This window comes from Xanthomonas fragariae, from assembly GCF_900183975.1.
GTDB classification, from domain to species: domain Bacteria; phylum Pseudomonadota; class Gammaproteobacteria; order Xanthomonadales; family Xanthomonadaceae; genus Xanthomonas; species Xanthomonas fragariae.
Window position 1 is genome coordinate 3,301,535 of sequence record NZ_LT853882.1, and the last position, 15,808, is coordinate 3,317,342.

General features: G+C 64.6%; 7 protein-coding genes and 1 pseudogene. 1 reads left to right on the plus strand and 7 read right to left on the minus strand.

The window, feature by feature from the left end:
* Positions 1–165: 165 nt before the first annotated feature.
* From gspE to PD885_RS15495, 3 genes are all read right to left on the minus strand, one after another.
* The gene (gene gspE, locus PD885_RS15485; RefSeq protein ID WP_040762916.1) at positions 166–1,893 is read right to left on the minus strand and encodes a type II secretion system ATPase GspE; all 1,728 of its coding nucleotides are present in this window, start codon (positions 1,891–1,893) and stop codon (positions 166–168) included.
* Between the two features lie 128 nt (positions 1,894–2,021).
* Positions 2,022–3,908 (minus strand): S8 family serine peptidase, encoded by a 1,887-nt coding sequence (locus PD885_RS15490; protein ID WP_088056970.1) that lies wholly within the window; start codon positions 3,906–3,908, stop codon positions 2,022–2,024.
* A 223-nt stretch (positions 3,909–4,131) separates the two neighbouring features.
* Positions 4,132–7,686 carry a YadA-like family protein gene (locus tag PD885_RS15495; RefSeq protein ID WP_386270995.1) on the minus strand — a complete coding sequence of 1,185 codons (3,555 nt, stop codon included), beginning with the start codon at positions 7,684–7,686 and terminating at the stop codon, positions 4,132–4,134.
* A 31-nt stretch (positions 7,687–7,717) separates the two neighbouring features.
* On the opposite strand from PD885_RS15495, the gene PD885_RS20950 reads away from it, so the two are divergent.
* Positions 7,718–8,212 (plus strand): hypothetical protein, encoded by a 495-nt coding sequence (locus PD885_RS20950; protein ID WP_145954045.1) that lies wholly within the window; start codon positions 7,718–7,720, stop codon positions 8,210–8,212.
* Positions 8,213–8,270: 58 nt separating this feature from the next.
* Here the strand turns inward: PD885_RS20950 and PD885_RS15500 are convergent.
* From PD885_RS15500 to PD885_RS15510, 4 genes and pseudogenes are all read right to left on the minus strand, one after another.
* Positions 8,271–10,031: pseudogene (locus PD885_RS15500) on the minus strand (S8 family peptidase).
* Between the two features lie 186 nt (positions 10,032–10,217).
* Positions 10,218–10,379: a hypothetical protein gene (locus tag PD885_RS21515; protein WP_156775341.1), complete on the minus strand. Its 162-nt coding sequence runs from the start codon at positions 10,377–10,379 to the stop codon at positions 10,218–10,220.
* Positions 10,380–10,495: 116 nt separating this feature from the next.
* Positions 10,496–14,491, minus strand: a complete 3,996-nt coding sequence (purL, locus tag PD885_RS15505) for a phosphoribosylformylglycinamidine synthase (protein WP_002811984.1) — start codon at positions 14,489–14,491, stop codon at positions 10,496–10,498.
* Between the two features lie 410 nt (positions 14,492–14,901).
* Positions 14,902–15,702, minus strand: a complete 801-nt coding sequence (locus PD885_RS15510) for a DsbC family protein (RefSeq protein ID WP_088056971.1) — start codon at positions 15,700–15,702, stop codon at positions 14,902–14,904.
* Positions 15,703–15,808 lie beyond the last annotated feature (106 nt).

Consider the following 15,808-nt stretch of genomic DNA (forward strand, 5'->3'; position numbering starts at 1 on the left):
TGCGGAATCGGGAATCGGGAATCTGGACAAGCGTTTTACTACACGACTGGAACCTGGCCGCGCTACGGTCGGCACGTGCGGAAGCCGCAACCCTGCCGCTACCTTGGCTGTTCCCGGTCCCCGGTCCCGAGCACGTGCTACCCGACCACACAGTCACCTCACCGCTCACGCATCCTCCGTGACGCGCAGGACTTCTTCGATGGTGGTTTCGCCACGCAGCGCTTTGGACAAGCCGTCTTCGTACATGGTGCGCATGCCGGCCTTGCGGGCCAGTTGTTCGATCTCGCCCATGCCGGCGCGGCGCATTACCGCACGCCGCAGTTCGTCGTTCATCACCAGGAATTCGACGATGGTGGTACGGCCCAGATAGCCGGTCGGTGCGGCTGCCGAGGGACGCGGACGATACAGATAGATTTCGCCATCCGGCTGCAGACGCCGCAGATTGAACTTGGCGATTTCCTCAGGCGAGGCGGCGTAGCGTTCGGCGTTGTCCAGGTCGAGTTTGCGCACCAGCCGCTGCGCCAGAATGCCGTTGATGGTGGAGGTGAGCAGATAGTCTTCCACGCCCATATCCAGCAAACGGGTGATGCCGCCGGCGGCGTTGTTGGTGTGCAGCGTGGACAGCACCAGGTGGCCGGTGAGCGCAGACTGGATAGCGATGCGCGCGGTTTCCAGATCGCGCATTTCGCCGATCATGATGATGTCCGGGTCCTGACGCACGATGCTGCGCAGCGCGTTGGCAAAATCCAGGCCGATCTGCGGCTTGGCCTGAATCTGGTTGATGCCCTCGATCTGATATTCCACCGGGTCTTCGACGGTGATGATCTTCACGTCCGAGGTATTGAGCTGGCTCAACGCGGTGTACAGCGTGGTGGTCTTGCCCGAACCGGTCGGGCCGGTCACCAGCATGATGCCGTGCGGTTGCTCGAGCACCTTGCGGAACTGCGGCAGAAAATCTTCGGTAAAGCCGAGTTTGTAGAAGTCGAACACCACCGTTTCGCGGTCGAGCAGACGCATCACCACGCTTTCGCCGTGGGCGGTGGGCACGGTGCTGACGCGCAGATCCAGTTCCTTGCCCTGCACGCGCAACATGATGCGGCCGTCCTGCGGCAGCCGGCGTTCGGCGATGTTGAGCTTGGCCATGATCTTGATGCGGCTGATCACCGCAGCGGTGAGTTTGGCCGGCGGGCTTTCGCCTTCCACCAGCACGCCGTCCACGCGATAACGCACCTTGAGCCTGCTTTCGAACGGTTCGATATGAATGTCGGAGGCGCGCAATTCCACTGCGTGCTGGATCACCAGATTCACCAGGCGAATCACCGGCGCTTCGGAGGCCAGATCGCGCAGCGCTTCGATATCGTCGCTACTATTGCTATCGCCATCGGCGGTTTCCACGATCGTGCCCATTGCACTGCGGCCCTGACCGTACCAACGCTCGATCAGATCGTCGATTTCCGAGCGCAGCCCAACCTGCAGAAACAAGGGACATCCGGTAGCAAGGCGCACCGCATCGATGGCGTAATCGTCGTACGGATCGGCAATCCACAGTTCCAGCCGGCCATCGCGTTCGCCGACCGGACACAGATGGAATTGTTTGAGAAACCGGAGCGATAGGCCCTGCACTTCAGGCAGCATTTCCGGTGGGGTGTCGCCGAGTTGACGCGCGTCCACCAGCGGCAGGCCGAGCACGTCGGCGCAGGTCTCTGCGTGATCGCGTTCGGAGACCAGTCCCAGACGGCCCAGCAAGGCGAGCAAGCCCATGCCGGATTCGGTCTGCAGTTGGCGCGCGCGCAGCAGATCGGTGTCCTTGAGACGACGGCGTTCAAGCAGCGCTTCGACGATGCGCGTCTCCGCACTTCGATGCTCAATTGGATCGACGGCAACCGCGTTCACACTCGTCTCCACTGGTCCGACGCTGACTGTAGCAGTTTGCCGCGACGATCAACCGTTCGCATTTGTACCGCCCCCAAAAACGATGCCCCCGGTGATTGGCGGGGGCATCGGTCACACAATTTGGCTATTTACTGTCGTGCAACGAGCGTCAGCTTCGTATAGTCCTTCACACCCATCAACTTGATGTAATACGTCCCTGCCTTGGGAGCAGTGAAGCGCACGGTTTCGCTGTTGCCCCGGCGGGTCGACTTGGCGTCGTAACTGGTCGCGCTGGGCTCGGCGCCAAAGCTGACGTAGACCGACACATCGCCGGTACCGCCGTAGGTCATGAAGCTGAGCACGGCGCCGGCCTTGGCTTCGAAGCTGTACAGCATGGAGCTGGCATAGGCACCGCTCAGGTCGGTCACCGGCACCTTGTTGGTCAAGGCGATGGCGGGCGGCGCGCAGCTCTCGGTGGCCGGATCGCATGGCTCAACCAGCACCGCTTCCAGCGCAGCCTTAGCATCGACGATACCGCTGCCGACCGGAGTGCTGGCCATCGGAGTCACCGTGAAGTGACGGCTGGTCTGCTTGAGCAATGCGTCGACCGCGGCCGGGGTCAGCGGGCCATCGCCCAGACCGATCGATGCACTCTGCACCAGGGCGACGACGCCGGCCACATGCGGGGACGCCATCGAGGTGCCACCTAAGCCCATATAGTCATATTTCCCGGAGGTCGGCGTGGTCGCACCGGTGTAGCCGGCCTGCCAGATGTAACCGCCCGGAGTGCCGTCCACGCTGCCACCACCGCCCGGGCCAGACAGGTCGACCTTGCTGCCGTAGTTGGAGTAGTAGGCAATGCCGCCGGTAATGCGCGTGGCACCTACGGTGATCGTATTGTCGCAGCTGGCCGGCGAATAGTTGGCCACATCTTCGCTGCCGTTGCCGGCCGACACCACCACGGTGGTGCCGCGCGAGACCGCATCATTGATCGCCAACTGGGTGGCCGAATCGCAGGCTTCGCCGCCAGCGAGGCTCATGTTGATCACTTCGGCCGGGTTGATATTGGCCGGCACGCCTTCAACGGTACCGCCGGAAGCCCACACGATCGCATCGACGATGTCGGAGGTGTAGCCGCCGCAACGGCCGAGCACGCGCACCGGCAGGATGGTCGCCTTCGGTGCGACGCCTGCCATGCCTAAGCCGTTATTGGTTGCTTCGGCGATGGTGCCCGAGACATGGGTGCCGTGCCAGGAGCTTCCCTGCGCCACCGAGCCGCCGTAACACACGTTGTCGGCTTCTTGCCAGTCGCCGTAATCGAGCGCGCCAGGGACGCGGGCATCGGTCGGGCGACGCGAGACTTCGGCATCGGTGATGAAGTCGTAACCCTGCAGCAGGTTGCCGGCAAAGTCAGGGTGATCCGGCAGGATGCCGGTATCCAGCACCGCCACCACCACACCGGCGCCTTGCGACAGATCCCATGCGGCCGGCGCATTGATGCCGCCGTTGGGATTGCTCAGATGCCACTGGCGCTGCGCATACAGCGGGTCGTTGGGAACCAGCTGCGAGCTCACATCGGTCGCTGCAAGATGCTTTATATCGATATCGACCGGATGCAGCATGCGGTCGATATGCACGTCGGCCACGGACGGGTCGTTCCTAAGCTCGACCACCACCTTGTTCACCTGCGCGGCGGTCAGCGTGCTGGACAGCTTGATCAGGTCCGAACCGATACCAAGCTTGCGTACATAGGTCGCCTTGGCGGCGGCTGCGCTGGCGCGCGCGCCGCTGCTCGCACCGACCCGGCCGACTGCAGCCTGCACGGTGCTCAACTTGCTGGCGCGATCGGTCGCGGCAACGGTGTTGTCCTTATAACGCACGATCAACCGGCTACTGGACGCCGCGCTGGCCGGCACTGCCTGGGTCGGTTCCTTGACCAGCAGTCCGGGGGCTGCAGCGAGGGTGCCCGAAGCACTGAGGGCCATCATCAGGATGGCACCGGCCAGCGGCTTGAGACGGAAATTCTTGTCAATCACGGTGAAGTCCTCTTCGTGTTTTTCGTGGATCAGGCTTGGAGCAGCTATCGAAACCGCTACGCAACCGCCAAGCGGTTCGCTACGTTTTTTCGACCACTCCTGCTACGGCCATCACTCATGCGGATCCGTTGGCCGGCCTAGCCACAGTCCTTGCCCACACCCTCAGGCCTTGCTCTACCGCGACGGCGCACATCGGCGCCGCCGCGTTTCATGCAAACGCGCGTTACCAGCCGAAACCGGCACCCACACCAATCGAGCGGTCCTGGCCACTGAGCGCGCCACCAACAGTCACCGTGGCGCGCGGGTTGATCGCACGCTGATAGCCCACCGACAACGCCGACTCGCCGTTCTGGAAACCAACGCCAGCACCGACGCGGTTTTGCGAGGCAATACCGGCCACGCTGGCGGACATGTTCAACATCGCCGAGCCCATCGCGCCCTGACGATCCAGACGACGGTTCTGCCGACGCAGGCGGTCTTCGATATCGCCCTGGTAGGTTTCGAAGCTGTCGGCCATCGCGCTGTAGCGGCTGTCGGTATAGCTGTTGGCAGCGGCAACGCCGTTGTCCAACTGGCCCTTGTTGACCGCATCGGTGGCACGCGTACCGGCCGCCACATTGGCCACCTGACGCTCGCCGCCGACGCTGCCCACCGAGACCGTATCGGCACGATCGGCGACCGAGCCCTGGCCCAAGGCAACCGCACCTTGGGCACTGGCGCGTGCACCTTGGCCGATGGCCGTACCGGATGCCGCGGTGACCTGCGCCCCTTCGCCCACCGCCACTGCATTGGTTGCCACCGCCGCAATCTGCGTGTTGGCCCCAACTGCGGTGCTGCCATCGGCGTTGACGCGTGCATTGCTGCCGATCGCAGTGTCGTTAGGACCGTGCGCATAGGCGCTGCCGCCAATGGCAGTGCCGGTGACGTCGTTGGCCAGTGCGGCAGTGCCAACCGCCGTCGATGCTGCAGCTGCAGTGGTGCCGACCACCGCTGCGGTCGGCGTGCCTTGCACGCTTGCCGTTGCATCGGCGGTGTCGTCAGCGACGGACTCGGTCACTGCCGCAGCGGCCACCGCAGGCACCGATGCCCTGCTAGCGGTTGCGGTGCCGCCACCCGCCGCCGCATCCAGCTCGGTGAACTTGCTGTCCAGCGCGGTCAATGCTGCACCCACGTTGTTGTAGCTGGCGCCCTGGATCACGTAGGTCGGTGCCACGAACACGCCTTGCGCACCGATCGCCGCACCACCGCCGAGGAAGCTGGCCGCGTTGCTCAGCGACTGGAACAACTGGCCGCCAGTGATCGCATCGCTGCTGGCATCGGCAATCGCACCGGCGCCCACATTGACGATGCGACGCGTGGCCGGGCCACCGCGGCCATTGCCGCTGCCGATCGACACCGTGTCGGCTTCGTAGGTGCGCGAACCCGAGCCCAAGGCCACCGAATCGGCACCGCTGGCGCCGGCATTGGCACCGAGTGCTACACCGTTGACCGCGCTTTGGCGCACAAACGACTGGTAGCCCACCGAGACCGCGTTTTCGCCAATGACGTTGACCTGCCGACCAACACCAGTGCTGTTGATGCCGGTGGCCGACGCATCCACACCCACCACACTGGCGCCGACCGCATTGGCGCGGCTGCCGCCGCCCAGTGCCAGCGCGTTGTCGGTCAGTGCCCCCGCACTCTGGCCCAATGCCGTGGCATTGACGCCGTCGGCATACGAATTCCAGCCGATGGCAGTAGTGTAGTCGGCCGTGGCCCGGGCACCGGCACCGAATGCGGCCGCACCAGTGCCGGACGCACGCGCCGGGATGAACCCGAAAAACGTGCTGCCGCCGACGGCGACGCTTTCTTCGCCAGTGGCTTCGCTGAGTTCACCTACTGCCACGGCATTGGCACCGGAGGCCAGCGATGCGGCACCAACTGCGGTGCTGTAGTCGCTCGATGCGACTGCACCGTAGCCCAGTGCCGACGCCAACTGGCCGCTAGATTCGCTGTAACCACCGAAAGCGGCACTGCCGACATTGGACGCGTCACTGCGGAAACCCGCAGCGGTTGCCAGGTTGTCGGAGGCTACCGCTTCGCTGCCGAGCGCGGTGCTGCTTTCGCCCAGCGCCTGGGCGTTGCTGCCCACAGTTGCCGCGCCGATGCCGCTGGCCAGGGCGTTGACGCCCACCGCAGTTGCGCTATCGACCACCGCTTGCGCGCCTGCACCCAACGCAGTGGTACCAGTGCCGGTTGCATTGGCGCCCTCGCCTGCAGCCAAGGCGTTGTCGCCTTCCACGTAGGCGCCGGCGGCGCTGTCGGCGCTGCCGCTTGCCTGAAAATACTTGCTGGTGGATTGCGCGGTTTCGGCAACTGCGTTGAGCTGGTCCAGATTCACCGCATCGGTGCCTTGCGTGCCGGCAGCGACATTGGTGATCTGACGCTCATTGCCTGCACTGCCGACCGACACCGCAAACGCGCGGTCGGCCACCGAGTCGGCGCCCAGTGCCACGCTGCCTTGGGCAGTGGCTTCGGAGAAATTGCCCAGCGCGGTGCTGCTCAGGCCCAATGCCCTTGCCGCACCGCCAAGTGCGGTGGAGTAGTCGCCAGAGGCTTCGGTCGACGATAAACCGAATACCGCGCCGCCGACCGATACGCTGTTGTAGCCGCTGGCCACACTGCCCTGGCCTGCCGCAATGCTGTCGTCGCCGGTGACAGTCGCATCGCCGCCCACGGCCACCGTGTTGGAGCCGCCGGCGGTGCTGAAATTGCCCAGCGCCGTGCTGTTGAAACCGGTCGCGCTGGAATAGTCGCCCAAAGCAGTGGTGTAGTTGCTGGTGGCTTTAGCGCCGAAGCCGAATGCAGCGGCGCTGGTTCCATCGGCAACGCTCTGCGCGCCGACCGCAGTGGCCGATTTGCCACTGGCGCTGGCGAAGTAACCCACCGCAGTGGTTTCGCTGCCATCGGCAACGCTCAGCGTGCCCGCGGCCAACGATCCGTCGCCGTAGGCAACCGCGGCTGCACCGAGTGCGGTGCTCTGCGCACCAGCCGCTTCGCTCTCACTACCCACGGCGATGGCGAAGTCGCCGCTGGCCTGGCTGTAGGCACCGGTGGCCACGCTGCTATAGCCGCTGGCCGCGGCGTTGTAACCCGACGCGCTGGCGAACTGCGCGGCGGCGCTGGCACCACTGCCGACCGCCAGGGCACCGGTGTCGATCGCCTGGCTGCTGGAGCCGAACGCGCTGCTGTAATCGCCCTCTGCGCTGGCGTTGGAGCCGGCAGCGGTGGCGTCCTCACCCTGAGCATCGGCAGTGCCGGTGCCGGTGCCCGCGTACAGACGCGCGGTGGTCTCGGCGGTTTCACCGACCGCATTGAGCTGGTCCAGATTCACCGCGTCGCTGCCTTCGGTACCGGCAGCAAGGTTGGTGATCTGACGCTCATCGCCGGCCGCACCGACCGACATGGTGTTGGCGCGCGTGGCCACCGAGTTGGCACCGGTCCCGCCAGCGTTGGCACCGAGCACTACGCCGTTTTCGCCGCTCTGGCGCAAGAAACTGTTATAGCCGACGGCAACGGCGTCTGCGCCAATTGCGGTGGCCTTGCCGGCCGGTGCCGATGCACCGCTGCCTTCGACCGATTGCGCCATCGCGCAAAGAGGGATTGCGGTCGCAGCGCTACCCAGCGCCATGGCGATCGCGGCGGCCAGCCCTCCCCCGCGGCGATGGTCGATCGACATGGTCGGGCCCCCTGCACCCGGGCTGTCGCCGCGGGCCAATTGCGATGCCACGGCCCACACGCTCAACGATTTGTTCCAAACCTTGCGATAAATGCAATTCATCAACGCACGACTCCTGACGTTTTGGACTGGATTTTGGCGAACCCCACCGTCGCGAGGCCTTACCCAGCCACTACGATTCCCCGGGGTTATTGACGCCATAGGCCTGCTGGTGATGCGCGGAAAGCTGCTCCCTGGGCAGTCAAAAAATGAACGCTACCCAACCAGAGAGCTTAGCGAAGTGTTAACCGCAGTCAAATCAGGCGTCAAGTTTTTGACAGAAGGCGAATCGATGCGTGACTTTCGCTACAGTTCCGCTTGCTTTTATTATTTTTTTGATAATTATTTGGAAAACAGCAACCTAGATGATGTCCTGCAGGGCATTTCAATCCTGAACACGCATGTCCACAGCGGACAAAAAAAATCGCTGGCAGGACGCCAGCAGGCTTGGTTGCGCAGAAACAGCGTTGGTATAGGTCAGGGGGCAGGCCAACGCGCGCGGCGCGGACACGTCGGGCCGGACCGGCGCGTAGCGAACCGGTTGTGACAGCTAAATGCGCCAAGAAATTAGCGACGCTGCGCTCGGTGCGCCGTCGTGTGTCGGATCACTGACGCGCCAGCAGGCTCACTCCATCGAATCGCGCACCATCGAGCTTGACGATGTAGGTCCCCGCACGCGGCGCGGTGAAGCGCACCGTTTGGCTGGTGCCGCTGCGGCTAGACACGCCGTCGTTGTCGGTGGCGGTCGGCTCTCGCCCCAACGCCACAGACAACGATGCCTGCCCGCTACCGCCATAGCTGATGAAGCTCAGTACCGCGCCGGCAGCCGCATCGAAGGTGAAAAATCCGGTGTCGCCAGCCGCGTTGGACAAGCCGCGCTTGGGCACGCTGTTACGTAGTGCCTGTGCATCCAACTGGCACCCCACATCGCCCCTGTTGCAATGACGCAATGCACGATTGACGGCAGCGCCTGCATCCACGATGCCGCTACCAGCCGGGGTGCTCAACGGCAGTTGCACCGGAAACGCCCGTGCGCTGCGCTTGAGCAGGCGCTCTAGCGCCGTTGGCGTCAGCGGCGACTTGCCATCGGCGATCAAGGCGCTTTGCACCAGTGCAGCAGTGCCCGCCACGTGCGGCGCCGCCATCGAGGTTCCGGCAAATCCAGGCCCGATGTAAGTGAACTTACCGGAGGTCGGCGTGGTTTTTCCGGTGTAGCCGATCTGCCAGATCCAGCTGCCGATCGGGCCGTCGTACAAGGTCCTGGTTTTCATATCGCGCGCGCCGCCGCCGGGTGCGGCCAGATCGATCAACGCACCGAAATTGCTGTAATACGACAGCCCGCCAGTCAGGCGAGTGGCCGCCACCGAGACCACATTGGTGCAGTTGGCCGGCATCTCACTGGACACGTCGGAGCCATCGTTACCGGCCGCCGCCACCACGGTCGAGCCACGCGACACCGCGCCGTTGATCGCTGCCTGCGTCACCGCATCGCAAGGCCCGGAACTGCCCAGGCTCATGTTGATGATTTCGGCCGGATCGCGATTGTCCGGCACCCCGTCCACATGCCCGCCGGACGCCCACACGATGGCATCGCTGATATCCGATAAAGAACCTCCGCAATGGCCGAGGACGCGCACCGGCAGCACCTTGGCTTTGCAGGCCACACCGGCACCGCCACTGCCGTTGCCGGTGGCTTCTGCAATCGTGCCGGCCACGTGCGTGCCGTGCCAGGTACTGTCATGGGCGCCCGAAAAAATGCCGCATTCGCCGTCTTTGGCTTCCCAATCGCCGCGATCCAGCGCGCCGGGCACGCGCGCATCGGTAGGACGTCGCGATCTGCTCGCGCTGCTGATGAAGTCGTAGCCCTGCAGCAGATTGCCGCCCAGATCCGGATGCGCCGGCAAGATGCCGGTATCAATCACAGCAACCACCACACCCTCGCCTTGCGCGGTGGCCCAGGCTGCAGGCGCATCGATGCCGCCGACCGGATCGGTGAGATGCCATTGATTAGTTGCCAGCAGCGGATCGTTGGGCAAGCTACCGCCGCTGCTCTGCAACGGATAGGCGCGTGCATCGATCTGTGCATATTCCACCGCAGGATCTGCCGCAAGTTCGCGTACCAAACGGTCGGCGTCGCTGCGACTGAGTTGTGCAGGCAGCTTGAGCAACTAACCGCCCACTGCCAGCGTGCGCACATGCTTCGGTGCGGCCTGCACGCCGCTGCGCGCTGCCGCCGGTGCCAACTGCACTGCAGCGCGCGAGGCAGCTGCGGTGAGCGTGGCCGCAGAGGCACTGCCAACGCTGCGTGCAGTGACCCTGCCACTGCGATATTTGACGATGATGCCGTCGACCGGCGCATCGCGCATGGCCTGCTGACGTTGCGCGTTGGTGACGGTGGAATCGAACGTGGCCGCAATGGCACTACCGCAGCCGAGCGAAAGTACGGCACCGCACGCAAGAGCGAGTGTCCGGGAACGATGGGGCTGAATCACGATGACGTCCTCTTCAAGATCAGATGCAAAAACGAAGCGGTACGCGTAGGAGTGCGCACCCTAGGCAACCGCGCCGGAAGCCGCACGATTCCAGGCGTCGTCGACAAAGCCGACTACCCGCGCGCCATAGCCGATTGCCACCGCATCGACCCCATTGGTCTGCGCATCCGCACTGATGGCGGTGTTGTTGCCGTTGAACCACGGAGCGAGGTCAGCAGACACGAGTGTTCTGCAAACCGGCAGGCTTGCATAGAACAATTCCAAGCACCGACTGCACTGCCTTGCAACGGTGCAGTCGATCGCCGCGCGCCTGCCTCACCGCGTGCGACGAGCTACCATTAACCGCACCATACCCGCGCATTGCGGAATATCCGCAGCCATGGCGAGTCATCGCCCCAACCAGCCGGATACCAGCTCAGATTTGCGCTGCGCGGGGTACGCTCGGGATGCGGCATCAAAATGGTGGCGCGACCGTCGCTGCTGGTCAGGCCGGTAATACCGTCCGGCGAGCCGTTCGGATTGAGCGGGTACTGCGATGCCACTGCGCCATCGCCATCGATGAAGCGCAACGCCACGCGTGCAGCAGCCTGATCCACGGCGGTGTCGAACTCGGCGCGACCTTCGCCATGCGCCACCGCCACCGGAATCCGCGAACCGGCCATGCCGCGCAGGAAGATCGACGGCGACTCCACCACTTCCAGCAACGCAGTGCGCGCTTCGAACTGTTCGCTGCGATTGCGCAGGAAGCGCGGCCAGTGCTCGGCACCGGGGATAATCTCCTTGAGCTGGCTGAGCATCTGGCAGCCGTTGCACACGCCCAGCGCAAACGTATCGCTGCGTGCGAAGAACGCGGCGAATGCATCGCGCAAGGCCGAACGCTCCAGGATCGAAGTTGCCCAACCACGGCCGGCACCCAGCACGTCGCCGTAGCTGAAACCGCCGCAGGCAGCGACGCCTGCGAACTGCGCCAGATCCACGCGACCTTCGATCAGGTCGCTCATGTGCACGTCGTAGGCGCGGAAACCGGCGCGTTCGAAGTTGTAGGCCATCTCGATCTGCCCGTTGACCCCCTGCTCGCGCAGGATCGCCACCTTGGGCCGTGCACCGGTCGCCACAAACGGCGCTGCCACGTCCTCGGACGGGTCGAATACCAGCTTCGGACGCAATCCCGGCGCCTGAAAATGACGCGCCAGCGCGCGCTCTTCGTCAGCGGTTTCCGGGTTGTCGCGCAACTTTTGCATGGCGTGCGTTACCGACCACCAGGCATCGAACAATTCTTCCCAACGCCATTCGGCCAGTACACGCCCCTGCCCGCTCACGCGAATGCGCGGCGTGCCGATTGGGCGAGCAATGCGCTGCGCGCATTCGGTCAGCGCGTGACGCTCGACCAGATCGGCAAACGCGGCGCGATCTTCGCTGGCGACCTGCACCACCGCACCAAGCTCTTCGTTGAACAGGCTGCGGAAAGCATCGTCGCCCCATGCATCGAGCGTGATATCCAGTCCCTGACGCGAGGCGAACGCCATTTCGCACAACGCTGCAAACGCACCGCCATCGCTGCGATCGTGATACGCCAGCAACAGCCCGCTCCCACGCGCATCGCCAATCAGCTCGAAGAAACTACGCAGCCGCTGCGCATCGTCCAGATCCGGCACCTCACCACCGAACGCAGGCAGCGCCGCATCGTCGGCATATACCTGCGCCAGCACCGACCCGCCCAACCGCTGTTTGCCGCCACCCAGCCCGATCAACCACAGCTCGCTCTCTTCGTCGTTGCGCAGCAACGGCGTCAGCTGAGTGCGCACATCGCCCACAGGCGCGAACGCACTGATGATCAGCGACACCGGCGAAACGCTTTTGTGCGTGACGGGATTGGAGAGCCTGGATTCGGGATTCGCAGAAGCTGAGGGCTCTGGCGTTTCGCCAATCCCGACTTTTGAATTAGCAATCCCGGTTTCAACCCACTGCGCCTGCATCGATAGCGAGTCTTTGCCTACCGGTATGCTCAGCTCCAATGCCGGGCACAATTCCATACCGATCGCGCGCACTGCGTCGTACAACAAAGCGTCTTCGCCGGCATGGCCGGCGGCGGCCATCCAGTTTGCCGACAGCTTGATGCTGTCCAGCGTCTGCACCGGTGCGGCGCACAGGTTGGTGATCGCCTCGCCCACCGCCATGCGTGCCGATGCGGCAGCGTTCAACAGCGCCAGCGGGGTACGTTCGCCGATCGACATCGCTTCGCCAGCGAAGGTATCGAACCCGGCCATGGTGATCGCGCAATCGGCAAGCGGCAGCTGCCACGGCCCGATCATCTGCTCGCGCGCTGTCAACCCGCCAACGCTGCGATCGCCGATGGTCACCAAAAAGCTCTTGGACGCCACAGTCGGATGCGCCAGCACGCGCAGACCGGCCTGTTGCAGATCCAGCGTCGCGGTCTGCAGCACCGGCCAACGCGGCGCCAGCGGATGCATCGCATCGCGATGCATCTTCGGCGCTTTGCCGAACAGCACGTCCATGGGCAGATTGATTGAGAGCGGGGATTGGGGATGGCCAGGCTGCGGCTGGCCATCCCCAATCCCGTCACCAAACACGCCATACCCGACAACCAGCCGTTCCTCCGCAGTGGCCACGCCGACTTCGGCAAACGGACAGCGTTCGCGGGCGCAGATGGCAGCGAATTCTTGCAGGCGCGCTTGCGGCACGCCAAGCACGTATCGCTCCTGCGATTCGTTGCACCACAGTTCCAGCGGCGACAGCGAGGGGTCGTCGGTAAGCACGCGGCCCAGGTCGATGATGCCGCCCACGCCGGAGTCGTGCAGCAGCTCTGGGATGGCGTTGGACAAACCGCCCGCGCCCACGTCGTGGAACCAGCGGATCGGGTTGTCGGTACCCAGCGCAACGCAGCGGTCGATGACCTCCTGGCAGCGGCGCTCCATCTCCGGGTTTTCGCGCTGCACGCTGGCGAAATCCAGTGCCTCGGCGCTGTCGCCGGCGGCTACCGAGCTGGCCGCACCGCCGCCCAGGCCGATCAGCATCGCCGGGCCGCCGAGCACGATCACCGCATCGCCCGGCTGCAGGCGCAGCTTTTGGACCTGATTGCGATCGATCGCGCCGAGGCCACCGGCCAGCATGATCGGCTTGTCGTAGGCACGGCTCAGGCCCGGGCCTTCAGCCAGTTCGAAACTGCGGAAATAACCGAGCAGATTCGGGCGGCCGAATTCGTTGTTGAACGCGGCGCCGCCGAGCGGGCCCTCAAGCATGATGTCCAGCGCCGGAGCCATGCGCGGGTTCAGCGTGCGCGGCGCTTCCCACGGCTGCGGCAGGGTCGGAATACGCAGGTGCGAGACCGAAAAACCGGTCAAGCCGGCCTTGGGCTTGCCGCCACGGCCGGTGGCGCCTTCATCGCGAATCTCACCACCTGCACCGGTCGCTGCGCCCGGAAACGGCGCGATCGCGGTCGGGTGATTGTGGGTTTCCACCTTGATCGCAAACGCCGACGGCACCACCGTCTCGCTGCGGTATTCGCCGGTGACCGGATCCGGGCGATAGCGCGCAGCCGGCACACCTTCCACCACCGCCGCGTTGTCGCTGTAAGCCGACAAGGTGTGCTGCGGAGTCTGCTGATGGGTGTGCTTGATCATGCGAAACAGCGAGCGCTCTTGCGGCTTGCCGTCGATGGTCCAGCTGGCGTTGAAGATCTTGTGCCGGCAGTGCTCGGAGTTGGCCTGGGCAAACATCATCAGCTCGACGTCGACCGGGTCGCGGCCCAATTCGGCGAAACGTTCGCGCAGGTAGTCGATCTCGTCCTGCGCCAGGGCCAGACCCAGGTTGCGGTTGGCCTGCTCCAGCGCATCCAGCGGCACGCATTGCAGATGGCCGCGATCGGGCACGTTGAACAATGCATCGGCGGCGGCGGCCGAGCCGAGCAGCGACTGCATCATCGGGTCGTGCAGCAGCTTGGCCACGGCGGTCTGCTCGGCCGCATCTTCCGGCCAGCCGGCCAGATCGATGCGGGTGCCGCGCTCCACCCGCTGGATCGGCTGCCCGGCCCCGCGCACCAGTTCGGTGGCCTTGCTCGACCATGGCGACAGCGTGCCCAGACGCGGCACCACGTAGCGCGAGGAAGCGTCATCATCGCGCGGCGCAGGGGCGGCTTCGGCCTGCAGGATCCGCTGCAAGGTGGCCTGATCGGGCGATTGCCCGGCCTCGGCGCGGATGAAGTACACGTGCCAGGCGCCGGTGATGTGCAGCGCGGGGACTAGGGTTTGCAGGCGGGTTTCGAGCCGAGCGCGGCGGAACGGCGAAAGGGCGGAAGCGCCCTCGAGGACCATCATGTCCGGGGAACCGTGTCAGAAACGGGGCTGAAGATTGTAACGGAGCCGGTGGGGTCAGCGCCGGCCGCGCGTGCGTCGGCTGGCAATCGGCTGGGTGATCATCCGCCACAGCCCTGCCTAGATCCGCTTCGACATGGCAGTGGCGATGCCAGCAGCAATGCCGCCGAGTGCTTATCGGTCGTCGCTCGAAAACTGCCATCGGCTCAGATGCCAGGGCAATGGCAGGGTACGCAGCGTTAGTCACAGCCGATACGCAGCCGTGCAGTCACCCGGACAATCGATGCCACCCGCCTGCCCTGCGATACATGCAAAAGGCCGGAATGCATGCGCATCCCGGCCTTCTGAGCAATTACACCGACCGTCGAAGCGGCCAGCGCTAAAGCGGCATTACACAACCGCTTTTTCGTGGATCAGCGGCTGCCGCCCGCCGTGGTCAGCGCGCGCTTTTCCAACGCCTCACGCAGCTGCGCCGGCGGCAGGTAGCCACCAAGCTGGGTGCCGTCCGGTGCAAAGATCGCTGGGGTGCCGTTGACGCCCAAACGCTGGCCCAAGGTGTACTCCATCGACACCGGATTCTTACAGTCCCTGGAATTCACCGGCTGCCCGGACTTGGCAGCCGTCAGCGCTTGCTTACGGTCTGCAGCACACCACACCGCAATCATCTCCTTGTGGTCCTGGCTGCCCAGGCCCATGCGCGGAAACGCCAGATATTCCACCGCAATCCCCTGCTTGTTGAGTTCGCCGATCTCGCTATGCAGCTTGCGGCAATAGCCGCACTCCACATCGGTGAACACCGTCACGGTGTACTTGGGATTTACCGGCGCGAACACGATGCGGTCGGCCTTGGGAACAGTCTCCAGCTGCTTGCGCCGATAGGCCAGAAGGCCGGGACTGACAGCGAACTGCTTGCTCTGGATATCGAACGGCTGCGCCTGGATCAGGTAACGACCGTTGTCGCTGACGTACAGCACCTGCCCACCAACCACCACTTCGCGGAAGCCGGGAAACGGTGCGGCGCCGATGTAATCGGGCTTGGAGTCCGGGTCCAGCGCCTTGAGCGCCGTGCTCACGCGCTGATCCACGCTGCCGGTGACTGTGGCAGGCGCGGCGGCTGACGCGGCGCCGGCATTGCTTGCCGCAGGTTGCGACGATTGCGCGCAGGCGGTAAGGCTGATCGCGCCCAGCAGCGCGGCGATGGCAAGACGATACATTCACGCATCCGGATGGAATGGGGTGCACGGATTCTCGCACAGCGCGGATGAAGCCAGGCAGCGGCCGTGACAGTTCGTTCGGGTGTCAGAGGCTGGATTCGTTGCG

Excerpts from the sequence above, each read along its gene's own strand:
- PD885_RS20950 (WP_145954045.1), top strand. The coding sequence starts at position 7,718 with ATGCAATTCATCAACGCACGACTCCTGACGTTTTGGACTGGATTTTGG.
- purL (WP_002811984.1), bottom strand. The coding sequence starts at position 14,491 with ATGATGGTCCTCGAGGGCGCTTCCGCCCTTTCGCCGTTCCGCCGCGCT.
- PD885_RS15510 (WP_088056971.1), bottom strand. The coding sequence starts at position 15,702 with ATGTATCGTCTTGCCATCGCCGCGCTGCTGGGCGCGATCAGCCTTACC.